This window comes from Hymenobacter terrigena (assembly GCF_054776515.1).
In genome coordinates, this window is sequence record NZ_BAAHBU010000002.1 from 233,460 (window position 1) to 256,968 (window position 23,509).

Here is a 23,509-nt window from a genome sequence, read left to right on the forward strand (position 1 = left end):
GTGCGTTAGTGGGCGTTGCCGTTAGTTGCTTTGGTTTTGCCTTCGCCCGGGGTTTCTGAACCGGTGTTGGCTTGAGCCTGACCGACTGGAGCAGTGTTGGTGGCGTCTTTGGTTTCAGTAGAGTCGCTGGTTACCGTATTGGTCGGGCCTTTAGCAATCAGCTTGCTGAGTGCATCGGGGCCTTCGCCACGTTGCAACACGTGCACATACATGGCAATTTTCCAACGCTCTTCGGGGTTCACCTGCGAGCCGTGAGGCATCATACGGTTGCGGCCCCATTCGATGACGTGGTAGATATGACCATCGTTCATCGTCTTGTAGGCACCCGTCGAGTAGTTCGGCACACCTTTGAAAATCTTTCCAACCGGGCCTTGTCCATCGCCGGCCTCACCGTGACAATGCTGGCAAATGCGCGTGTAAAGCACTTTGCCTTCTTCCAGGTTAGCCTTGGTGTAGGGGAACGGGTTATGCAGTACCCGCTCAGCAATCCGCACACTGTCCTTAGGGATGTGGTCGAAATAGCTGAGTTTGCCGCGGGGAATGGTACCGTTGGCGGGGGTGCGCTCATTGATGCCGAACGAATTCACGGTGTTAAACGTGGTTTGGCGCAACGGCTCGTAGGGGATGGATTCGTACATCTCCGGGGCGTATTCTACGCCGGGGTCGTTTCCGTCGTGGGTGCAGGCCGTGGTGGCCAGTCCCAGGGACAGCAGCAGCGCCGAAACGCGCAGGCTCAGGGTCAGCGGATGCGTCATTAGTTGTTGGTCATTTCTTTTTGGTTGACTTCCGAAGCGCCGTTGTCGCGCAGCAGCTGGGTCAGCCGGGGAAATTGCGAGCTGGTTTCATCCAGTTCGATGGCCATTACGAACTTGTCGTCGGTGGCGCGTACATCCATAACCGGCACCTTAAAGCGCGGATACAGACCCGTAATCGTGAAGAAGGTGATGGCCATGCCGTGGCAGGTAAAAAACACCGTCAACTCGAAGGCAACCGGCACGAAAGCCGGCAACGAGATGTGCGGCTTGCCACCGATAATCATCGGCCAGTCGAAACCGAGCATGTAAATCTGCATCCACAGCGCGAAGGCCAGGCCCGTCATGCCAAAGAAGAAGGCGGCGATAGGTAGGCGCGAGCGTTCGATGCCGAGGGCATCATCAATCCCGTGAACAGGATAAGGCGAAAACACGTCGTGGATTTTCACGCCGGCGGCGCGCACGTTCTCAACGGCGTGCAGCAGTACATCCTCGTCTTCGAAGATGCCAAGGGCGAAGCGCTTAGTCATGCTGGTTGTAAGTTACGGGAGCCGAAACAGGAGCCCCGTGGATGGCGGGTTGATGAGCGTGAGCGGCATGAGCCTTCTCGGGGTTGTAAGTCGGGCCGTTATCAACGGTGTACTTCAGGATGGTTTTCACTTCGGCCATGTTAATCACGGGGAAGAACTTGGCGAAGAGCAGGAACAGCGTGAAGAACAGGCCCAGCGTACCAACGTACAGGCCGATGTCAATAATCGAAGGCGAGAACATGGCCCAGCTCGAAGGCAGGTAGTCGCGGTGCAGCGAAGTCACGATGATTACGAAGCGCTCGAACCACATACCGATGTTCACGATGATGGACAGGATGAACGTGAGCGGAATGCTGTAGCGCACGCGACGGAACCACACCAGCTGCGGCGTAATCACGTTGCAGGTCATCATCGAGGCGTAAGCCCACCAGTAAGGACCGGTAGCACGGTTGATGAAGGCATACTGCTCAAACTCAACCTGCGAGTACCAAGCGATGAAGAACTCCGTGATGTAAGCCACACCCACGATGGAGCCGGTTACCATCATGATTTTGTTCATTAGGGCGATGTGCTCCAGCGTGATGTAGTCTTCTAGGCGGAATACCACGCGGGTAATCAACATCAGGGTAAGCACCATGGCGAAGCCCGAGAAGATAGCACCTGCCACGAAGTAGGGCGGGAAGATAGTGGTGTGCCAGCCGGGTACTACCGAGGTGGCAAAGTCCATCGATACAATGGTGTGTACCGAGAGTACGAGCGGGGTTGAAACACCAGCCAGAATCAGCGAAACCGTTTCGTAGCGCGACCAGGCTTTGGCCGAGCCTTTCCAACCAAAGCTCAGCATGGAATAGCTGAAACGAGCAATAGGGCCTTTGGCACGGTCACGGATGGTGGCGAAATCGGGAATCAGACCGATGTACCAGAACACCAGCGACACCGTAAAGTAGGTCGAGATGGCGAATACGTCCCAGAGCAGCGGCGAATTGAAGTTCGCCCACAGCGAACCTAGCGTGTTTTGCAGCGGGAAAACGTAGAATGCCAGCCACGGACGGCCCATGTGCAATACCGGGAACATGGCGGCGCAGATTACGGCGAAGATGGTCATAGCTTCGGCCGCGCGGTTAATGGAGCTCCGCCACTTCTGACGGAACAGCAGCAGTACTGCCGAAATCAGCGTACCGGCGTGGCCGATACCTACCCACCACACGAAGTTGGTGATGTCCCAGGCCCAGTTCACGGTTTTGTTCAGGCCCCACTCGCCAATGCCGTACCATACGGTGCGGTATACGGAGTAGAAGAACACCCCCAGAAAGAACAGCGCCACGCTCAGAGCAGCCATCCAACGGAGGTTGGGCTTGGCTTCGACCTGATAGCAGATGTCTTGCGTTACGTCGTGTAACGTCTTACCGCCAGTTACGAGCGGCTCGCGTACGGCTGATACGTGCTGCATAGTTGATATAGATTAAGCGTTTTCTTAAGCTTCTTTGCCGAAGAACTCCGACTCGGAGTTCCGAATCTTCGTCAGGTACGTCACGTTCGGCTGCACGTTGATGGAGTCGAGCGAGTGGAAGGCGCGCTCGCCGTCTTCACGACGCAGGAGCTTGCTGATACGGCTGTTGGGGTCTTTCATATCACCGAACACGATGGCTTCGGTGGGGCACGACTGGGCGCAGGCAGTTACAATCTCGCCATCAATCGGACGACGCTTCTGCTTCTTGGCTTCGAGTTTGCCGAGCTGAATGCGCTGCACGCAGAACGAGCATTTCTCCATCACACCGCGGGCACGCACCGTTACATCCGGGTTCAGCACCATGCGGCCGAGGTCGGTAAACATGTGGCCGTTCACGATTTCGAACTTCTCGTTCGAGTAGTACGAGAACCAGTTGAAGCGACGCACTTTATACGGGCAGTTGTTAGCGCAGTAGCGCGTGCCGATGCAACGGTTGTAGGTCATCTGGTTGAGACCTTCCGAGCTGTGCGTGGTAGCCAATACCGGACACACCGTTTCGCAAGGCGCGTGGTTGCACTGCTGGCACATCATCGGCTGGAAGATAACCTGCGGATTTTCCGACGGGTCTTCCATAGCAGCGTAGGTCCCTACTTTGCCTTTGCTTTCGAAGTCGCTCTTGTGCGCATCCGAGCTGTAGTAGCGGTCGATGCGCATCCAGTGCATCTCGCGGCGGTTGATAACCTGCTGCTTACCTACAACGGCAGTATTATTTTCGGTCTGGCATCCAATCACGCACGAGCCGCAGCCAATGCACGAGTTGAGGTCCACGGCCATGCCCCAGTGGTGGTTGTTGTACTGGTAGTCCTGCCACAGCGATACTTTGCTGGGAGCCTCCAAACCGTCAGGTGTAGCGATTTTCTCGTACTCCGTTACTTCCTTGGGGTTCTTTTTGTAGTTAGCCAGGGTGTTTTCCTGCACTACCGGGCGGCGGTCCATCAGCGTCTGGTGCGTCTGGGTCTGCGCGATGGGCGAGGTTGCGCTCGTCTTCTCCAGCGTCACCACATTCATGTACTGAATGCCGTTAGCTGTCATGGCGAGCGGAGCAGCGTTCTCCCCCACTTTGTCGCCGGCTTTGCCAGCCATCGTACGGCCGTAGCCGAGGGCGATGCTCACCGTGCCATTGGTCTGGCCGGGCTGAATCAGCACGGGCAACTCGATGCTGTGACCGTTGGCAGTCACTTTCACGACGTCGCCCTGCTCCCATTTGTTGGCAACGGCCATAGCGCGGGGTACGGCTACGTAGTTGCCCCAGGTTGCTTTCGAAATCGGGTCGGGCAGTTCCTGCAGGAAGGGGTTGTTGGCACCGCAACCATCGGCACTCAGGCCCACTTTCTCGTAGAGAGCAAGCTCAACACCGTTCGGCTTGGCGGCACCGCTCAGCTGCGAGGCAGCGGCGGCGGCGCTCATGGCCGTCATGGCTGGAGCGGCAGGCAAGGCAGTACCCATGGCCACACCATCGTGCACAACTTTGTCCCAAGCCGCGTCCGTGGGGGTGATACCGCGCCAGTTGGCACGCAGGAAGTGGTAGTAAGTCGTGTTGTTGCCAGCCCAATGCAGCAGGCTTTCCTGAGCCTGGCGCGTGGTGAACAGCGGGGTAATCACCGGCTGCGACAAGCTGAGGTAGCCGGCTTTGGGTTCAAAGTCGTTCCACGATTCCAGCCAATGGTTGTCGGGAGCAGCATACTGGCAGAGGCTGCCGGTTTCATCCAAACGGTCGTTGAGCGAAATAGTCAGCGGCACTTTGGCGATGCCCGACTTCACTTTTTCGCCCATCGGGTGGTTGAACACCGGGTTGGCATTGTAGAAAATAACGGCGCCTACGCTGCCGTTGTTCATGTCGTTTATCAGCGCAGCCATGCGGGCATCATCGCCCTGGCGCACGTTGCTCGAGGCAGCACTGATGGTGGTGCCGGCATTGCCAAGAGCTTGGTTGATAGCAGTTACCAGCGACTGTACAGCCGGGTCATTCGAACCCGAAACCACGAGGCCGGTGCTACCACTTGCTTTCAGCTCAGCAGCGGCGATGGCCAGCTGCTTGCCATAAGGAGCGGAGGTCGGTACGCTGCCACCGCTTACCACGGCGTTATACAGTGCGAGGGCTACGGCACCTTCTTCCGAAGGCTTCACCGGCACGCGCACATCGGCGTTGGAGCCGGTGAGCGACATGATGGTTTCGAACTGGAAGTGGCGCGACATGGTGCGCTTGTCCGTGCTCACCTTGCGGTTTACCACGTACTGCTTGGCGTATTCCACGGGCGAAATCCAGGTACCGAGGAAATCGGCGCCGAGACTCACGATGACGTTAGCCTTGCTGAAATCGTAACCGGGAACCACGCCGCCGTTGGCTTGCAGCAGGCCGGTAGCCGACTGCGCGTCATACATTACGTGGGTGGTGTTGGGGTAGCGGGCGGCGAATTCAGCAATAGCCTTCTTCGTGCTCGGGCTGATAATCGTGTGCGACACGATGGCGATGCGGCCCGTAGTGCCCGCCAGCTTCGTGCGAATTTCCTGGTCAACCTGCTTCACCTCAGCCTTTTGGCCTTTAATGGCGAAATGCTGCAAACGGCCACCGTCGTACAGGCTCAGCACAGCGGCTTGAGCGCGGGCCGACAGGCCGCCTTTGGTGATGGGCGACTCGGGATTGCCTTCCAGCTTAATCGGCCGGCCTTCGCGGGACTTCACTAGTACGGCGTTGTAATCCGAGCCGGTGAAGTAGGTGGAAGCGTAGAAGTTGGAAATGAGCGGGTCAATTTCCTCGGGCTTGTTCAGGTACGGAATGGCTTTCACCACGGGCGTTTCGCACGAGGCAAGCATGGCAGCACCTACGCCAAAACCCATAAGCTTCAGAAAGTCGCGACGAGGAGCCGAAGTATCGTCCTTGCTCTCGTGGCTTTCCTTAACCGGCATGAACTCGGCGAAGGCCGATTGCATGAACTCCGGGGCGCTTTCCAGTTCCTCAATTCCTTTCCAGTACTTCATTTGGGAGGGTAATCAGTAATCAGTATTGGGTAGTCAGTAGTTAACAACGAGCAGGTTAGAATACTGACTACCCAGTACTCCCTACTGAAATCAGCTTAATATTAGTAGTGGCACTTCGAGCATTCGGTGCCGCCGTTCGACGACACGGTGAAGGGAGCACCGGCGTTTTTCGAGTCGTGCAGCTTCACGAGGTTGTCGTAGTACTTGTTATCCTTCGTGTTGAGGGGCATCTCGCGGTGGCAGTTGATGCACCAGCCCATGGTGAGGGCCGAATACTGGTACACCACTTCCATGTTCTGGATGGGGCCGTGGCAGGTCTGGCACTGGAGGCCAGCCACCTGGGTGTGCTGCGAGTGGTTGAAGTAAGCCAGGTCAGGCAGGTTGTGAATGCGAACCCACTGAATTGGCTGCTTGCGCTCGATGGCGCGGTAGATTTTCTTGATTTCGGGCGATTCCGTCTTTACCTGCGAGTGGCAGTTCATACAGATGTTTGCCGAAGGAATGTTGGCCGACTTGCTCTTGTACACCGAGGTGTGGCAGTAGGCGCAGTTAATCTGGTTGGTGCCGGCGTGCAGCTTGTGCGAGAAAGCAATGGGCTGCGTGGGCTGGTAGCCCTGGTTCAGGCCAACGGCCATTACGCTTTGCACGCCTTCATAAAGTAAAACGAGGGCGAAAACGACACCTACAATACCGCGCAGCACAGGCGAGCGGTAAAACTTGCCCCAGTCGAAGCGCTGCTCCAGAATTTCGATGTCGCGGCCGTCGAGGTCCTTGCGGCCACGGAGCACATCTTTCATCAGGTTACCAATGATAACGAGCGTCACCACCAGTACAATCAGGACTACTACGAGGACAATCAGCAGGATGTCAACATATTTGCCAGCACCAGCTTCGGCACCGCCAGCGCCTGCGGCACCAGCATTTTCAGCCGTTACACCGCCATCAGTTGCGGCAGCAGGCTTGGTAGCGCCTTCTTGCGAAGTGATATAAGCTACAATCGAAGTCACTTCCTTGTCCGAGAGGGCGAAGGAGGGCATCTGCTGCTTGTTGAACTTGTTGAAGAGAGCTACGGCGTACTCATCGCCGCTGGCTACTACTTTGCTGGAGTTCTTTACCCAAGGCAAAATCCAGGAGATGGGGCGGCGCTTGGTGATGCCACCAAGGGCAGGGCCCACTACCTGCTCATTCACGGCGTGGCACTGGGCGCAGTTGCCTTTGAAAAGGGCATCGCCGGCAGCGATGGCGGCCGCGTCACCACCACCAGCGGCCGGCGCAGCAGCGGTTGCGGGCGTAGCGGCAGCCGTGGCATCAGGAGCTACCCCTTCTTTTTTCACGGCGGCAGCGTCTTGGGCCGAAGCCTGCTGGATGCCGGCAAACGTGAGCACTAGCGCCAGCAACAGATGAGGTAAGGAACGGAGTCGAATGCTATTCATAAGAAAATAGACGGTAAAACGAAACGCTAGGGCATTTCAAGGCCACAAATGTAGGTCAGGAATCGTAGGCGGCAAAAACTGAAATACAATTTCCGGGCATTGGCAACCGTTTGGATTGGCCCTTTTGCGGGCTTTTGCAGGCCAAGCAGACAATGCGGGATGGCGAATAAGGGAGCTAAAAGAGCAGCGAAAAACGGCTGGCTACTACTGGTTATGCGGTGATTTTTAAAGCCCTAAATCGGAACTACCGCGAGCATCTTTTGTTGGCTTACGCCGGGGATTTTGGTTGAAATCTTTGGTTTGGCATCGAATCAGATTCACCGCTTTTTACCTCGCTCCTACTCCTTAATATATAAGTAACACCGACCGTAGCCACCGGCACCTATGTTTTATAGCTAAGCTGAGCGCGCTGTGGATAGGTCGGCAATTCGAGTAGATGAATACATCGGTCTTGGCAATGTGCCGGAAAGTCAGTACCTTTGCGCCCCAATCATTTTTTTCACCCCCATTCACCCCCATCGTAATGGAACAAAGAAATTACGAGACGGTCTTCATCGTGACTCCCGTATTGAACGAGAGCCAGGTGCAAGAAACGGTCGAGAAGTTCACTCAGGTGCTTAAGGAAAATAGCGCCGCCCTTTTATCCACCGAAGCCTGGGGCCTGCGCAAGCTGGCTTACCCGATTCAAAAGAAAAGCACAGGCTACTACTTCTGCCTGTCTTACACTGGCGAAGGCAACATCGTGGACGTGCTCGAACTGGCTTTCCGCCGCGACGAGCGCATCATCCGTTTCCTCACGACCGTGCTCGATAAGCACGCTGTGGAGTACAACGCCCGCCGCCGCAACGGCGAAATGAACCAGCAGAAGGCTGCCAAAGAAACCGAAGCCGTAGCCCAATAATTTAGCAACGACATGGCATCTCCCGCATTCAACCGCAACAACGACCGGTCGGCTATGAACAAGCCGCAGGACACCCGTAAGAAATACTGCCGCTTCAAGAAGAACGGCATTAAGTACGTGGACTACAAAGACCCGAACTTCCTGCTGAAGTTTGTGAACGAGCAGGGCCGCGTGCTGCCCCGTCGTCTCACCGGCACCAGCCTGAAATTCCAGCGCAAAGTGACCCAGGCCATCGCAAAGGCCCGCCACTTGGCTCTGATGCCGTACGTAGCCGACGCCCTGAAATAGACCTTAGACCTGAGAACTGAGGGCCGAGGATTTGAGCGAGCATTTGCTTGCTCCGGATTCTACGCTTTCAGCTTTCACATCTTAATCAAGACATGGAAATTATCCTCAAAGACGACGTTAAGGGCCTCGGGTACAAGAACGACATCGTGACCGTGAAATCGGGCTACGGTCGCAACTTCCTGTTGCCGCAGGGTCTGGCCATGCTGGCCGACAAGACGAACAAGAAAATCACGGCCGAGAACGTGCGTCAAGCCGCTCACAAAGCCGACAAAATCAAAGGTGACGCTCAGGCTATTGCCGACCAGGTTGGTGGCATGGTGCTGGAAATCCCCGCCAAGGTGGGCGAGAGCGGCAAAATCTTCGGTCGCGTAACCACCCTACAATTGGCCGACGCGCTGAAAGCTAAAGGTGTGGACATCGACCGCAAGCGTTTGTCGTTTGACCAGGAGCCTGCTTCGGCTGGCGACTACACTGCAACGGCTAACCTGCACAAGGAAGTGAAGCACACGATTAACTTCCGCGTTGTAGCCGAGTAGTCTCGGTTTCTCTGCCAGATTGAAAAAGCCCCGCCTGCAGGCGGGGCTTTTTTTATTCCGGTTTTCGGGCTATAGCCCGGTTACGGGCTATTTTTGCTTTAATGTTTAGAACTGAATTGACAATTGCCCCGGCCGTCGGCCAGCTGGCGCGCACGGCGCGGGTGCTCACCATGGGCTCCTGCTTTGCCGACAGCATTGGGGCGCGCCTGGTGGCCAATAAGGTAGAGGCGCGGGTGAATCCGTTTGGCACGGTGTTCCAGCCCTTGGCGCTGGCCCGGTTGCTGCGCGCCGCGGCGGGCGAAGAAATGGACTGGCAGCGGCATTTGGTGCAGGCGCGTGGACGTTGGCAGAGCTACGACCTGCACGGCAGCATCGGAGCCGATTCGCCGGTGGAGTTGCTCCAGTACATTCAGGAAGTGGTGCGGCAAACGGGCGAGTTCCTGCGCAATACGGACGTGGTGATGCTGACGCTGGGAACGGCTTGGGCCTACCGCCTGCGTGAAACCGGTGAGTTGGTGAGCAATTGTCACAAGCAGCCGAGCGACTTGTTCGTGCGCGAATTGCTGACGCCGGACGAAATCATCAATGCGCTGGCCGAAACGCACGCTTATCTGCGACGCATCAATCCCGATTTGCGTTTTGTACTGACGGTGAGCCCGGTACGGCATTTAAAAGACACCTTGCAGCTGAATGCGGTGAGCAAGTCGGTGCTACGGCTGGCTACGCACATTGTGAGCGACTTGCTGCCGGGCGTGGCGTATTTTCCGGCTTACGAGCTGCTGGTGGACGATTTGCGCGATTACCGCTTTTATGCGGCAGATATGCTGCATCCCTCGGAAGTGGCCGAGGATTATATCTGGGAGAAGTTTGCCCGGGCGTATTTCGATGCTGATTTTGGCCGTTTCCGCAAGGAATGGGCGGCGGTGCGGCAGTCGCTGGGCCACCGGCCGTTGCACGAGGGCGCGCCCGAGCACCGGCAGTTTCTGGAAAGCACCCGCGAAAAGCTGGAGCAACTGAGCCTGCGCAAGGTAGATGTGGCCGATGAGCTGCGCACGGTGCGGGCGCGCATTGCGGCGCTCCCGGAACCAGTGCAACCTCCGCTGGCAGCTGAAGATTTGGAGGACGACGAAGAGCGGATTGATATTGGCGAAGGCGCTGAGGTTTCAGCAGCGACGCGCGTTGCCCCAGTTAATGAGGCGGTAATACCTGAGCAAACAAGCAGCAGCGCTGATACCAGCCGCCCACCCCGCCTATCGCCGGAAGAGTTCCGGGCGCAGCGGGCAGGGCGCACGGGCCGGCCTGAGCGCGGACGGCGCGATGGCCGCGGCAAAGGCCAGGTGGCCTCGCCCAACGAAACGGAGGCATTCCAGGCCGCAAGTTTTGGGGAAGCAGATGAATTTGCGCAGCAGCCTTTCCTGGCTGTTGGCGATGCACCACAAGCGGAATTGACTCCCGTAGCCGCTGCGCCTGAGGCAACTGTGGGCGCTCCGGTTTTTGCGCAGGATGCGAACGGCCTCGGAGAGGAGCCTGTTCGCAAGAAAAAGCGGCGCTCGCGGGGTGGGGCCAAGCGCACGGCCCGCAAGCACGCGCTGCGCCTTGCTGCCGAATTGGGTGTGGATGAAAGCCAGTTGCCAGCAGCGGAAGCGACTTTGGAAGCAGCGGCTGGCGCCTTGCCCGATGAACAGGGTGTTCGCCCGGAGACGCAGAAATCCAGCGTTATCACCAAATCACAGCCGGTGAAACGCGGTGGGCGGCGCAATGAGCCGGGCCGGATGCCGCGCGTGGCATTATTTGCGGCTCCAGTGGTAGAAGCAACGCCTGATACTGAGTTGCCAACTGTTGATGCTGAAGCACCGACGCTGATTGATTTTGACGCGACGATAGCTGCTCCGGCGGTGGTAACCAATAGCCCCGACGCAGATTTGGTAGCGCCTGTTATTCCTTCTCGCAACAGCCGCAATAGGAACAAGAAGAAGGCCCGGAAACAAGCCGCTGATGCCAATGCTATAGGTAGCATTGCGATGAATGCAGCCGAGGCCGATACAAATCAGCCTTTGCCAATTGCCAGTGCAGAGCAACTTTCCGGTCCAAATTCATCGGAACTACCGCTTGAGAACCGGCGCGAAAATACCCAACGACTGCAGGAGCTGGTAGCTGCGCTGCCGGTAGGTGGGCAGGCTACGGCCGCCATTTCAATAGAAACAGCCGACGCAGTTGCCCCTTCCGCTGCACAGCCAGCTCCGGCCAAGCAGACGGGACGTAAGCGACGGGCGGCCATTGGCGGCCGTGCGCAGAAGCCGGACATTGACACGCCGGTAATTCCTGTGGTTGACCCTACGGTTGTTCGCACGCAAGTGGCGGCCGGTCGCATGACGGGTACATCGGCTTCGCTGGTGGCGCAGACTCCTGAACCGAAAGCTTCCGCAACCGAAACCAAAGCGGCAAAGGCAAAGGATGCTGTAACCAAGAAGGCCGCTCCAAAAGCTAAGACGGTTAAAGCAGCTATAGCACCGGCGGCCACAGTACCGGGCGCACCAGAGGCGACGGCACCTACGCCTAGTGCAACGCCACCACCGAAGCGCAAGGCAGCAGCGAAACCAAAGGCCGTTGCGGCTCCGGCTATGCCTGAACCACAAGTTCCGGTTGCCATCACGCAAACTCCCCCGGCAGCTGTAGTTAAGCCGATACCAGCTAAAAAGGCAGCTAAGCCGGCTCAAAAGCCGGCTGCTCCAGAAGCAGAAAAGCCGGTAGCTGCAGTAGTTAAGACAGCTCCCAAAAAGGCGGCTCCGAAAGCAACTGCCCCGAAACCAGCTGCGCCAAAAAAAGCAGTAGCTAAGTCTGATAAACCAGCTAAGACGGCTGCTACACCGGCTGCTAAATCCAAAACGCCTAAAAAGTCAGCTTAGCGCCGAACGAAAGGCCGCTGAAATCCGGCGAGTTGCGTTATTTATTTTCCAAGCCCGGCCTTTTTCGCCGGGTTTGGTGTTTCAGCACCTCCCCTACTCCATTTCTATATGGCTCACACTGCTTCGCATACAAACCGCCTCGCTCAGGAGACCAGTCCTTACCTGCAACAGCACGCCCACAACCCCGTGGACTGGTACCCATGGGGACCGGAGGCGTTAAACCGCGCTCAGGCCGAGCAGAAGCCCATTCTGGTGAGCATTGGCTATGCAGCCTGCCACTGGTGCCACGTGATGGAACGCGAGTCGTTTGAGAACGAGGCGGTGGCAGCCGTGATGAACGCACATTTCGTGTGCATCAAAGTTGACCGCGAGGAACGGCCCGATGTGGACCAGATTTACATGGACGCCCTGCACGCTATGGGTTTGCAGGGAGGCTGGCCGCTGAATGTGTTTCTGACGGCTGATGCCAAGCCTTTTTACGGCGGCACTTACTTCCCCCAAGGCAACTGGACCAAGTTGCTGACCAATATCGGCCAGGCCTATGCCGGTGAGCACCGCGCTGAGCTGGAGCAGTCGGCCGAGCGGTTTATGGAGGTGATTGGCAAGAGCGAGATTGCCAAGTACGGCGGGCACAACCGCAACGAGGCTCAGGAAGCCGATTACGCAGCATTGGAAGCCATAGGAGTAGCGCCGGAAACCGGCCCAGCCGGCGTTTCCGACGACGAATTCAAGCTTTTGGTGTACAACCTGAGCACAAACTTCGACCGCGAGCGCGGCGGCATGAACCGCGCCCCGAAGTTTCCGATGCCCAGCATCTGGCGGTTTTTGCTGCGGGCCCACGCCATCAGCGGCAGCCGGGCGGTGCTGGACCAGGCCGTGCTGACGTTGCGCGAAATGGCCTGGGGCGGCATTTATGACCAGGTGCACGGCGGTTTCGCCCGCTACTCGGTGGATGGCGAGTGGCTGGCTCCGCATTTTGAGAAGATGCTGTATGATAACGGCCAGCTGGTGAGCCTCTACAGCGAAGCCTTCCAGCTGACGCAGGACGAGCTTTTTCGGGAAACGGTGTACGACACCATCGAATTTATCCGGCTGGAATTGACAAACGATGAAGGCGGCTTTTACTCGTCGCTCGACGCCGACAGCGAGGGCGAAGAGGGTAAGTTTTATGTCTTCACCAAGGAAGAACTGCGCGAGATTCTGGGTGATGAAGAACCACTGTTTTCCGATTACTACAACTGCACGGCCGTGGGCAACTGGGAGCACGGCCGCAACATTCTGCACCGCCGCGAAACCGACGAAGCCTTTGCTGCCGCCCACCAGCTGGCCCCCGGCGTGCTGCCGGAGCTGGTGACGGGGTGGAAGCAGAAAATCATGGCCGTGCGCGCCACCCGCGTGCGCCCGGGCCTCGACGACAAAGTCCTCACCGGCTGGAACGCGCTGATGCTGCAAGGCCTGACGGATGCTTACCGGGCCTTCGGCGAGCCCGAATTCCTGGTGGTGGCCGAGCGCAATGCCCGTTTCATCGAGGCTAACCTGCGCGATGGAACGCGCCTGTTCCGGACGTGCAAAGACGGCCGGGCCAGCATCAGCGGCTTTCTGGAAGACTATGCGCTGGTTATTCAAGCCTACGTTAGCCTCTACGAAGTCACCTTCGCCGAAAAGTGGTTGCGCGAGGCCGAAGTGCTGACGGAATACGTGCTGAGCAATTTCTTTGACCCCACCGAAACGCTGTTTTTCTACACCGACAGCAGCGCCGAACCACTCATCGCCCGCAAAAAGGAGTTGTTCGACAACGTAATCCCGGCCTCCAACTCCATTATGGCGCACAACCTGCGCCGCTTGGGCCGCCACCTCGAAAAAGCCCACTACACCGACTTGGCGGCCAAAATGCTGCTTCAGCTCCGCCATCTCGTGGTGAAAGAACCCCAGCACCTTGCCAACTGGGCGTCGCTCTACGCGGCGCTGCTGCGGCCGGGGGCTGAAATCGCCATTCAAGGTCCGGCAACGGAGGAATTCCGCGAAGAACTTAGCCGGCATTTTTTGTTTGATACCGTGTTGGCCGGCACCGAAGCCGCATCGGAGTTGCCACTGCTCAAGCTCTTGCCCACGCCCACGGACGGCCGCACGGCCGTGCACGTGTGCCGCAACTACGCCTGCCAGGCCCCGGTGTATAGCGTGACCAATGCGCTGGCGGCGCTGTAGCGGCGGCGCTATGGTTCGCGCTACTGCCCTGTTATCTTTACTATCCGCCCCTACGCTATACCTGTTTTGAGTCTTACGCTTGATTTTATTTCTCCCGTAGCCGCGCCCGCGGCCGACCGGGTGACGCTGTTTGCCGATGTCATTTTGCCCCTGCCCCTGCCCCGGCTCTACACCTACCGGGTGCCGTATGAGCTGAATGACAACGTGGTGATTGGCGGGCGCGTCATCGTGCAGTTCGGGGCCAAAAAGACGCTCAGCTGCATCGTGGCGGCCGTGCACGAAACCGCGCCCAAGGATTATCAGGCCAAGTACATCCTCGAATTTATTGATGATGCGCCGGTGGTCACGCAAGCGCAGCTCAAGCTGTTTCGCTGGATGGCCGACTACTACATGTGCACCATCGGCGAGGTGATTAATGCCGCGCTGCCCTCGGCGCTGAAGCTCAGCTCGGAGTCGCGCATTCAGCTGCATCCGGGCTTTTCGCGGGAGGAAAACGAGTACCCGCTTTCCACCCAGGAAGAGCTGATTGTGGACGCGCTGGGCGTGGTGGAAGATGGCAAAGCCCTGACCTTTACCGAAGTGGGCGACCTACTCGGCATCACGTCCTTCCACAAGGTCATCAAGTCGCTGATGCACAAGGACGTGATTTTCCTCTTCGAGCATACCGCCGACAAGTATGCTCCCAAGGTGGTGAAGAAGGTGCGACTGGCGCATCATTTCGTATCCGAAGCCTCGTTGGAGCAGCTGTTTGAGCAGCTTACCAGCAAGCCCAAGCAGCTCGATGTGCTGATGAAGTACCTCCAGCGCGTGCCGGTGTACCAAAACGAGCACTCCAACCAGAACGGCATCGAAAAAGCCTACCTGGCCAGTAGCCCGCACCTCTCGGCCTCGGCCGTGAATACGCTCATCAAAAATGGCGTGCTGGAGCAGTTTGATGTGATTGTGTCGCGCTTCCCGCTCGAAAACGAGGCAGCCATTCAAATGCATTTCTCCCTCACCGAAGCCCAGACTACGGCGCGGGATGAAATCATGGCCCATTTTGGCGAAAAGGAAATCGTGCTGCTGCACGGCGTGACGGGCGCGGGCAAAACCGAAATCTATATTGACCTCATCCGCAAGGCCATGGAAAGCGGCGGGCAGGTGCTGTACCTGCTGCCCGAAATCGCCCTCACGGCCCAGATTGTGACGCGCCTGATGCGCGTGTTTGGCTCGCGGCTGGGGGTTTATCACTCCAAATTCTCGGATAACGAGCGAGTGGAAGTGTGGAATGGCGTGCTTTCGGGGCGTTTCCAGGTGGTGGTGGGCGTGCGCTCGGCGGTTTTTTTGCCGTTTGATAATTTGTCGCTAATAATTGTTGACGAGGAGCACGAATCGAGCTACAAGCAGTACGACCCCGCCCCGCGCTACAACGCCCGCGAAGTGGCTTTGATGATGGCCAACTTCCAGGGGGCCAAAACCCTGCTGGGCTCGGCCACACCGGCCGTCGAAACCTATTACCAGGCCAAGCAGGGCCGCTACGGGCTGGTGAGCCTCACCAAGCGCTTCGGCGAGGCCGGGATGCCCGAAATAGAGTTAGTAGATACCCGCAAGGCCCGCGAGCAGAAAACCATGCACAACCACTTCACCGCCGACCTGCTGGGCGAAGTGGAGCGCACGTTGGGCCGCAAGGAGCAGGTGATTCTGTTCCAGAACCGGCGCGGCTACGCGCCCGTGGTGGCCTGCCAGGACTGCGGCTGGATTCCTAAATGCACCAACTGCGCCGTGAGCCTGAGCTACCACAAGCACAGCCACGAGCTGCGCTGCCACTACTGTGGCTACCACGACAGCATGGTGAGCAAGTGCCCCGCCTGCGGCTCCCGCGCCGTGAAAACCCAGGGCTTCGGCACCGAAAAGATTGAGGACGACCTCAAAATCATGCTCCCGCAGGCCAACATCCAGCGGATGGATTTGGACACGACCCGCGCTAAGAATAGCTACCAGACCATTATCGCCGATTTCGAGAAACAAGCCACCAACGTGCTGGTGGGCACCCAAATGGTGACCAAAGGCCTTGACTTTGCCAACGTGAGCCTCGTGGGCATCATCAACGCCGACAGCATCATTCACTACCCCGATTTCCGGGCCCACGAGCGCGCCTACCAGATGTTTGTGCAGGTGAGCGGCCGGGCCGGACGTAAGGGAAAAAAGGGCAAGGTCATCATCCAGACCTCGGACCCCACGCAGGTGATTTTCGATAAAGTCATCCGCAACGATTACATCGAATTCTACAACTACGAAATCGTGCAGCGGCACGAGCACGGCTACCCGCCCTTCATGCGCGTCATCAAAATGACGGTGAAGCACATTGACCAGAATGTGGGCGAAGCCGCCGCCATTTTGCTGACGCAGGAACTGGTTGACCGGCTGGGACGCGCCGCCGTGCTGGGGCCAGAAGCGCCCTACATCTTCCGCATTCGCAATTTCTATTTGCAGGAAATCACCATCAAGCTCGACCGCGCCCACACCGTGCTCAAGCAAGCCAAGCAGATGATTTGCGAAGCCATGGACGTGGTAAAAGACCAGAAGGAGTTCAAGCAGGTCCGCCTCGTGGCCGATGTTGACCCGATGTAAAAGCTGAGTTAAACCCCACAAAAAAGCCCCGGCTGCACAAGGCAACCGGGGCTTTTTTGTGGAGTTATTGACGAAGCTTACGCTTGGTCGAGCAGCCAGAGGATGATGAACACCAGACCGATGATGGCAAAGATGGCGCCGATGACACCAAAAATGCCGCTGATGCCGCTGAAGAGCGATATCAGCAAGCCCACGAGCAGGAAAATCAAGCCCGTGCGCAGGTTGCCGCTGATGGCTGCCGTCTTGGAAGTTGAAGCCGTGTTATCGTGCTGGCGAAATGACCCGGATTTCTGAATCATCTTATCCATCTTGTGCATCACCTTGTTCATAGCAATGCGCTGCACAAGGTTCAGCTTGGGAGCCGGAACAGCCGCAACCTCCGTGGGCGCCTGAACTGCAACAGCGGGCCTTGCTACCTTAACCGTAGCCTTAACGGCTGGGGCGCTAGCGGTTACCTTAGCGGCAGCGGGTTGCGTTACGGTCGGGGCAGTACCGACAACAGGCTCATCGACAGACACAACAGCCGTTGCGGGCTTGGCAACGGGCACGGGCGTGGCTACGCGCGTCGTGCCGTAGGAGCTGCCCTTTGGCAACATGGCATACTCAGCGCGGCTGCAGCTACCCAATGAAAGGGCACAGGCGGCGAGCGCAACGAGTTTGGCGAAGGGAGGAAAAAGATTCTTCATAGGTGTGCGGGGTAAGAGAAAACTTGAATGCCCACTTCTACGGCAAAAATCGCAAATAGGCGATTCTTTGGAATCACTTTATTCGGTCAGGCGATTTTTAAAGCTGGTTTTCAGCGTGGTTTCCTTTGCGCTTCGGCTTGTTTCAAGTCGGGCCCTGTCTGAACGCAGCACGGCAAATTGCTGTTGAATACCCCAGATGTGCTTACTTGCAAACCGTATGAAATACTGTTTTTCTACCTGGCAACGGGCTTTGGGCGTAGTGGGAATAAGTACGGGAGCCGGGGTTCTGGTGCTAAGCTGCACGCAGCTACCGGCCGAAACCCGTCCGTCGATGAGCAACGAGCGGCGCATGCAGGCCATGCTGGTAGCCGATACTAGCGGCTACGAAACCGCTCCTCCCCGCGACCCCAACGGCATTGGCACCTATTACCTGGGCCGCCAGATTGCGCACGTAATGGGCCACGAAGGCGCCAGCTGGCTGGAGCGCAAGGGCCGCCGCCAGGAAGAAGGCACCGACCTATTGCTGCAGGAGCTGAAGCTGAAGCCCACCGATGTGGTGGCCGACATTGGGGCTGGCACGGGCTTCTTCTCGTTCCAATTGGCCAAGAGAGTCCCCAAAGGCAAAGTACTGGCCGTTGACATTCAACCCGAGATGATTGCGGCGCTGCAGGAAAACAAGCGCCGGCAGAAGGTCACGAACGTGCGCCCGGTGCTGGGCACAACCTCCAACCCCGGCCTGCCCGCCGACAGCGTGGACCTGGTGCTCATCGTAGACGCCTACCACGAGTTTGACCACCCACGCGAGATGGGCCGCGCTATCCGGCGGGCCTTGCGCCCCGGTACCGGGCGGCTGGCGCTGGTCGAGTACCGGGCCGAAGACCCCAATGTGCCCATCAAGCGTATTCACAAAATGAGCATTGGGCAGGCCCGCAAGGAAATGACCGCCGTAGGCATGTTCCTGGCCGATTCTATTGAGACGCTGCCGCAGCAGCACCTGCTCTTGTTTCAGCGCAAGTAGCGTAAGCTCCGGCTTGCGACCTTTGCGGCATGAATCCCGACCCACGCCAGCTTTCCATCCACGATTTCACCTACCCGCTGCCCGCCGAACGCATTGCGCCGGAACCCCTCCCCGACCGCGCTGCCAGCAAACTCCTGGTGAGCCGCCACGGCCAGCTCACCGATAAAAACTTCCGCGATTTGCCCGGCGAGTTGCCGGCTGGCGCGTTGCTCGTTTTCAACGACACCCGCGTGGTGCGCGCCCGGCTGCTGGCCCGCCGGCCCACCGGCGGCCAGGTCGAGCTGTTTTGCCTGGAGCCCGTGGCTCCGCACCGTAGCTTGGAACTGGCCTTGCAGCAAACCGGCCATTGCACCTGGCGCTGCCTGGTGGGCAACGGCCGCCGCTGGAAAGAAGGCCCGGTAATGCTCGATTTCACGGCCGCTGATGGCCAGCCGGCCACATTGTATGCCGAGCGCCAGCGGCAGGAAGCTGGTACGGCGCTCATTGATTTCCGCTGGGAGCCCGCGGAATTGCCGTTTGCCGAAGTGCTGCGCGCGGCCGGCCACCTGCCCCTGCCTCCCTACATCGGCCGCCCCGATACGGCCACCGATGCCGTGCGCTACCAGACGGTGTACGCCGCGGCCGAAGGGGCCGTGGCTGCTCCCACCGCCGGCCTGCACTTCACGCCCGAAATACTGGCCGAACTGCAGGCAAAGGGCTTTGCCACCGGCCACGTAACGCTGCACGTGGGCGCGGGCACCTTCCAACCCGTGAAGGCCAACCGCATGGCCAACCACCCCATGCACACCGAGCCCATTCTGGTCACGGCCGGGCTGCTGCGCCAGCTGCTGGCCCACCGCCCCCGGCCGGTAATCGCCGTGGGCACCACCAGCCTGCGCACCCTGGAAACATTGTATTGGCTGGGTGTGGGCCTGCTGCATGCAGCAAAAACAGCGGTTGAACCCGCCGCATCCGCCGTGGGCGAATTGGTGGTAACGCAATGGCAACCTTACGAACTGGCCAACGTGGCGGCCCGCATCGGCCCCGAAATGGCCCTCTCGGCCCTGCTCCAACACCTCGAAGCCACGGGCACTGATACCCTGCAGGCCAACACGCAGCTACTGATTGCCCCAGGGTATCAGTTCCGGCTAGTCAACGGACTCATCACCAATTTTCATCAGCCCGAAAGCACCTTGCTATTGCTGGTAGCAGCGCTGCTAGGGCCAGGTTGGCGCAATGTGTATGAGCACGCCCTAAGCAACGATTACCGCTTCCTGAGCTACGGCGACAGCTCCCTGCTATTGCCCTAAGGCGGCCCAAACCATGTTTTGGGCGCCGCGCTAACTCCGGCACACTCCTTGCACCAACCTTTGCCCGTAGAGAGCGTACAAGCCCTCATAACCCTTTTTCTTTCTCTTGACCATGAAAAAAGTAACCCTGTTGCTCGCATTTTCCGCTTTTGCTACTGCTGCTTTTGCGCAAACCACTCCTAAGACGGAGGTTAAAGTGCGCGACAATGGCACCACCAAAGTGGTAACCAAAACCGGTAAAACCAATGTCGGCCAAGCCCTCGAAAACACGAAAGATGCCGCCGGCAACGTTGTCCATAAAACGGGACATGCCGTGAAGCGTGGCGCACAGAAAACCGGCCATGCTGTGAAGCATGGCGCCAATAAAGTAAGCGAAAAAACCAAAGAAGGCACCGAGAAAGTGGAGGCCAAAACCGAATAGTCCTTTCGAAGAGCTGTTCCTTTCCGCTTTCCAGCAAGAAAAAACCCCGGCCTAGGTCGGGGTTTTTTCTTGTCTGATTGCGAAGGAAAACGGTTACTCCAAGCCGGGTTTCTCACGTATCTCATAGAGCATTTTTTCAACCACGCCACGCCCAAACAGGCTAAGGCCCGAATTGAGCACGACCAAGGCTGCCGTGCCGGCCACCAGCCACCTGGAGGTGGGCTGGCGCTGGTCTTTCAGGCTGCCAGCCCAGTGTACCATGCTGGCGCCCGCGCCAATGGTAGCCAGCCCCAGCGGGGCAAAAATCAGCCATTTGGATTTATGCGTCATCGAAAAAAAGAATGAGGGTGTAATGCTGGGCCGCGTGCGCCGATTCAGCTTCTGGGCTGCTATCCGCACGTACCTTTCGGCTTTCTGCTTACGCACCGGGCCGAACCGTGTTTCGGCTACGGATTCCGCCTTCGCTTTATGACGCCTTACGAACAACTGCTGCACCTCGCCTTCACCGCGCCCAACGATGTGAAGTATTACCTCACCCCCAACGCGTTGCAGGCCTACGACCTGCTGCGCAAAGCGCCGCCCGCGCAGCAGCCATTCCGCTTCGAGCAGGTGCGCCTGGGCCTGGCCATGAGCCTGCTAAAGCTGGTTTCGGAGTTGGGCGACCACGACGAAAGCCGGCAGGTGCTGGATGTGCTGCACCGCGCCCTCAACGAGGCCCGCTCACCGGAAGACATTGACCGCATCATCGGCCGCGAAGCGCGCCTGTTTGACCGCCTCTACGAAAACCTGTACGTGAACGAGGAGGGCGAGGAATTGCTCAACCTCTTCGGCCGCACGCTGGATGCCGACGCCCCCGAGCTGCTGGAAGAGGTGGCGCAGGAAGGCGTGAACCTGGCCCGCACCCTGGATTTCAGCGCCGACGAAGACGAGTAGAACGTCCTGTTCTGCCATCTGTCATGCTGAGCGCTACTGTGATTTAATTATCTCAAACCCTCCCCTCCCATGTTTCTCAGCATTCTCGGTTTTATCATTCTGGTACTGGGGCTGAATGCCAGCCGCTTCTCCGAACGGCTGGAGCGCCTGCGCGGCGGCCTCGTTTTCCTCGGCGGCGCGTTCCTGATTCTGGGGCTGGCCCTGAGCACGGTAGTGCAGATTGGCGTAGGGCAGGTGGGTGTGCAAACGCTGTTTGGGCAGGTGCAAAAGCGCGTGCTGCCACCCGGCCTGAGCGTGGTGAACCCGCTGGTAGACGTGACGCGCTTCGACACCCGCACGCAGAACTACACCATGTCGGCCCAGCACGGGGAAGGTGCCCAATCGGGCGACGACGCCATCCGGGTGCTCTCGGCCGATGGGCTCGAAGTTGTGATTGACCTGACGGTGCTTTACCACGTGGTGCCGGCGCAGGCACCGCACATTCTGGCCACCATTGGCGAGGACTATCAGGAAAAAATCGTGCGGTCCATTTCGCGCACCCGCATTCGGGATAACGCGGTTTACTACGATGCCGTGGCACTTTATTCTACGCGCCGCGAGGAATTTCAGGCTCGTATTCTGGCTGCCATCGAGAAGGATTTCCGGACCAACGGCCTGCAGCTCGACCAGTTGCTTATCCGCAATATTCAACTGCCCGAGTCGGTGAAACGCAGCATCGAGAGCAAGATTTCGGCCGAGCAGGACGCGCAGAAAATGCAGTTTGTGCTGCAAAAGGAAAAGCAGGAAGCCGAGCGCAAGCGCGTAGAGGCCCAGGGCATTGCCGATTACCAGCGCATCGTGAACACCGAGCTGAGCGACAAGCTTTTGCAGTATGAAACCATCAAGGCCAACCAGGCCATTGCTACATCGCCCAATGCCAAGGTCATCATCATGGGTGGCGGGCGCGGCGCAGCGCCGCAATTGCTGATTGGCGACAAATAGCGTCCGCTACCATTCTCCAACAAAAAGCCCCGTCGCTGTTGCGACGGGGCTTTTTCATTTACCGATTCTGACTATTGGTTAGAAAGAAGGGTTTTGCACCAGCAACTCGTTCAGGTTGATGTCGTGCTGCGGAATGGGCAGAATCAACTTGGGGTCGTTGGCATTCACGGCCGGCACGGCGGGGTTATCGGGCGTGGCCGGAATGGCGGGGACGATGACCGCATTCGTGCGCTTGAGGTCGTAGATGTGGAAGCCTTCGAATGCCAGCTCCAGCTGGCGCTCGTGCAGCACGTCTTGGAGCGTAACGGTGGTAAGCGGCGTAGCGCCCGAGCGCGTCCGAATGCGGTTTACGTCGGCCAAAGCATCGGCCGTGTTGCCGGCGCGCACGTCGGCTTCGGCCCGGATGAGGTACATCTCGGCTAAGCGAATGACGGGAATATTCTGGCCGTAGGTGCGATACTTGATGCTGCGCAACCGGCCGGGCCGGGCCCCATCACCGAGGTAAATGAGCTTACGCGTGGCCGAAGCGGCCAGTGAGTCGGTGCCCCGGGCATCGCTGTCCTCATATTGGGTCGAGAAAGCGGGCAGAATACGCACATCGCCCCGGCCCACGCCGCCGTCGCTGGCGAAGTAGGTGGCCAGGCCGTCGTTGGACGTGCCGGCGTTGTTCTGGTCGTTTTGCTGGATTTCAAACAGGGTTTCGCTGCCGTTGCGGTTGGCGAAGATGGCGGCCACCGAGCCCGCCAGCGACTTCCCGCTGTGGTTAATGACATCGTCGGCTGCCGCGCGGGCGGCCGTGAAGTTGCTTTGCTGCAGATACACGCGGGCCAGCAGCGCCTCGGCGGCGTAGGTAGTGGCGCGGGTGCCGTTGCTCGCGGGCAGCTTCTGCATGGCCGTCGTCAGGTCATCAATTACTTGGGCGTAGACCTGCGCCACGGTGGCGCGGGGCAGTTTCACGGTGGCCTGGTCAACCGTGGTGTTGGCCGAAAGCGTGATGGGCACGCCCAGCTGCGAGTTTGCGGTGCCGGGCTGGTATTGCTGGCCGTAGAGCCGGACCAGATTGAAATACAACAGGCCACGCACGAAGCGGGCTTCGCCCTCATACTGCGCTTTCAGGTCGGCATTGGTGACCACGGGCAGGGCGCTGAGCACCAGGTTGGCCTGGTTGATGTCCTCGTAAGCCCGCTGCCAGATGCCGGCGGCCGTCGTGTTAAGCGAAGTAAAGGATGAGCGCGTGGCAATCTGGCGGTAATTGGTGAACGTGCCATCCCAGCGGATGTAGTTCTCGGACCCAATGAGCTCGGGCACCAGAATGAGGTCGGTTCCGTAGAGGCGCGGGTCGTCGAGCTTGGCGTAGAGGCCCACTACGGCACCGCCCACTTTCTCGGGCGTGGTGAGGGCCACCGATACGTCGATGCCCTGCTGCGGGGCAATGTCCAGCGGGTCTTTGCAGCCGGTGAGGCTCAGCCCCAGGGCCAGGGCCAGCACGGCTGGCCGAATAAAGGTATGTTTCATATCGGAGAGGAAGTCA

19 protein-coding genes are annotated in these 23,509 nt (G+C 58.6%); 11 read left to right on the top strand and 8 right to left on the bottom strand.

Going from position 1 to position 23,509, the window contains the following annotated elements:
• Window positions 1-5 precede the first annotated feature (5 nt).
• The 5 genes from ACYU7Q_RS07940 to ACYU7Q_RS07960 form a co-directional block, all read right to left on the bottom strand.
• Window positions 6-755 (bottom strand): c-type cytochrome, encoded by a 750-nt coding sequence (locus tag ACYU7Q_RS07940; RefSeq protein ID WP_460608910.1) that lies wholly within the window; start codon window positions 753-755, stop codon window positions 6-8.
• Window positions 755-1,282: a DUF3341 domain-containing protein gene (locus ACYU7Q_RS07945; protein ID WP_342299864.1), complete on the bottom strand. Its 528-nt coding sequence runs from the start codon at window positions 1,280-1,282 to the stop codon at window positions 755-757. The genes ACYU7Q_RS07940 and ACYU7Q_RS07945 overlap by 1 nt, the downstream gene beginning before the upstream one ends.
• The gene (gene nrfD / locus ACYU7Q_RS07950; protein WP_460608911.1) at window positions 1,275-2,732 is read right to left on the bottom strand and encodes an NrfD/PsrC family molybdoenzyme membrane anchor subunit; all 1,458 of its coding nucleotides are present in this window, start codon (window positions 2,730-2,732) and stop codon (window positions 1,275-1,277) included. Before nrfD ends, ACYU7Q_RS07945 begins: the two co-directional genes overlap by 8 nt.
• A 24-nt stretch (window positions 2,733-2,756) precedes the next feature.
• Complete coding sequence (locus tag ACYU7Q_RS07955) at window positions 2,757-5,771, bottom strand: Fe-S-cluster-containing hydrogenase (RefSeq protein ID WP_460608912.1); 3,015 nt, start codon at window positions 5,769-5,771, stop codon at window positions 2,757-2,759.
• Window positions 5,772-5,872: 101 nt separating this feature from the next.
• Complete coding sequence (locus tag ACYU7Q_RS07960) at window positions 5,873-7,204, bottom strand: cytochrome c3 family protein (protein WP_460608913.1); 1,332 nt, start codon at window positions 7,202-7,204, stop codon at window positions 5,873-5,875.
• Between the two features lie 523 nt (window positions 7,205-7,727).
• Between ACYU7Q_RS07960 and rpsF the strand changes: the two genes are divergently transcribed.
• The 6 genes from rpsF (at window position 7,728) to priA (ending at window position 16,650) form a co-directional block, all read left to right on the top strand.
• The gene (gene rpsF, locus ACYU7Q_RS07965; protein WP_342299859.1) at window positions 7,728-8,105 is read left to right on the top strand and encodes a 30S ribosomal protein S6; all 378 of its coding nucleotides are present in this window, start codon (window positions 7,728-7,730) and stop codon (window positions 8,103-8,105) included.
• A 54-nt stretch (window positions 8,106-8,159) separates the two neighbouring features.
• Entirely contained in the window at window positions 8,160-8,393 is a 234-nt protein-coding gene (rpsR, locus tag ACYU7Q_RS07970; protein WP_035561439.1) for a 30S ribosomal protein S18, read from the top strand.
• A gap of 92 nt (window positions 8,394-8,485) precedes the next feature.
• Entirely contained in the window at window positions 8,486-8,929 is a 444-nt protein-coding gene (gene rplI / locus ACYU7Q_RS07975; RefSeq protein WP_460608914.1) for a bL9 family ribosomal protein, read from the top strand.
• A gap of 170 nt (window positions 8,930-9,099) precedes the next feature.
• Window positions 9,100-11,835: a GSCFA domain-containing protein gene (locus tag ACYU7Q_RS07980; RefSeq protein WP_460609881.1), complete on the top strand. Its 2,736-nt coding sequence runs from the start codon at window positions 9,100-9,102 to the stop codon at window positions 11,833-11,835.
• Window positions 11,836-11,943: 108 nt separating this feature from the next.
• The gene (locus tag ACYU7Q_RS07985; protein ID WP_460608915.1) at window positions 11,944-14,040 is read left to right on the top strand and encodes a thioredoxin domain-containing protein; all 2,097 of its coding nucleotides are present in this window, start codon (window positions 11,944-11,946) and stop codon (window positions 14,038-14,040) included.
• Between the two features lie 66 nt (window positions 14,041-14,106).
• Window positions 14,107-16,650: a primosomal protein N' gene (gene priA, locus ACYU7Q_RS07990; protein ID WP_460608916.1), complete on the top strand. Its 2,544-nt coding sequence runs from the start codon at window positions 14,107-14,109 to the stop codon at window positions 16,648-16,650.
• Window positions 16,651-16,727: 77 nt separating this feature from the next.
• On the opposite strand, the gene ACYU7Q_RS07995 is transcribed toward priA, so the two are convergent.
• Window positions 16,728-16,994 (bottom strand): hypothetical protein, encoded by a 267-nt coding sequence (locus tag ACYU7Q_RS07995; RefSeq protein WP_460608917.1) that lies wholly within the window; start codon window positions 16,992-16,994, stop codon window positions 16,728-16,730.
• Window positions 16,995-17,553: 559 nt separating this feature from the next.
• On the opposite strand from ACYU7Q_RS07995, the gene ACYU7Q_RS08000 reads away from it, so the two are divergent.
• From ACYU7Q_RS08000 to ACYU7Q_RS08010, 3 genes are all read left to right on the top strand, one after another.
• Complete coding sequence (locus ACYU7Q_RS08000) at window positions 17,554-18,354, top strand: class I SAM-dependent methyltransferase (protein WP_460608918.1); 801 nt, start codon at window positions 17,554-17,556, stop codon at window positions 18,352-18,354.
• A 29-nt stretch (window positions 18,355-18,383) separates the two neighbouring features.
• Entirely contained in the window at window positions 18,384-19,643 is a 1,260-nt protein-coding gene (locus tag ACYU7Q_RS08005; RefSeq protein WP_460608919.1) for an S-adenosylmethionine:tRNA ribosyltransferase-isomerase, read from the top strand.
• Between the two features lie 112 nt (window positions 19,644-19,755).
• Complete coding sequence (locus ACYU7Q_RS08010; RefSeq protein WP_460608920.1) at window positions 19,756-20,064, top strand: hypothetical protein; 309 nt, start codon at window positions 19,756-19,758, stop codon at window positions 20,062-20,064.
• Window positions 20,065-20,157: 93 nt separating this feature from the next.
• Here ACYU7Q_RS08010 and ACYU7Q_RS08015 read toward each other — a convergent pair whose 3' ends face one another.
• A complete protein-coding gene (locus ACYU7Q_RS08015) occupies window positions 20,158-20,394 on the bottom strand; it encodes a hypothetical protein (protein WP_460608921.1) in 237 nt (78 codons plus the stop codon).
• A 138-nt stretch (window positions 20,395-20,532) separates the two neighbouring features.
• On the opposite strand from ACYU7Q_RS08015, the gene ACYU7Q_RS08020 reads away from it, so the two are divergent.
• A complete protein-coding gene (locus tag ACYU7Q_RS08020; RefSeq protein WP_460608922.1) occupies window positions 20,533-20,997 on the top strand; it encodes a hypothetical protein in 465 nt (154 codons plus the stop codon).
• 69 nt (window positions 20,998-21,066) lie between these two features.
• Complete coding sequence (locus ACYU7Q_RS08025) at window positions 21,067-21,978, top strand: prohibitin family protein (protein ID WP_460608923.1); 912 nt, start codon at window positions 21,067-21,069, stop codon at window positions 21,976-21,978.
• A 78-nt stretch (window positions 21,979-22,056) separates the two neighbouring features.
• Here ACYU7Q_RS08025 and ACYU7Q_RS08030 read toward each other — a convergent pair whose 3' ends face one another.
• Window positions 22,057-23,493, bottom strand: coding sequence for a RagB/SusD family nutrient uptake outer membrane protein (locus ACYU7Q_RS08030; RefSeq protein WP_460608924.1), 1,437 nt, complete (start codon window positions 23,491-23,493; stop codon window positions 22,057-22,059).
• Window positions 23,494-23,509 lie beyond the last annotated feature (16 nt).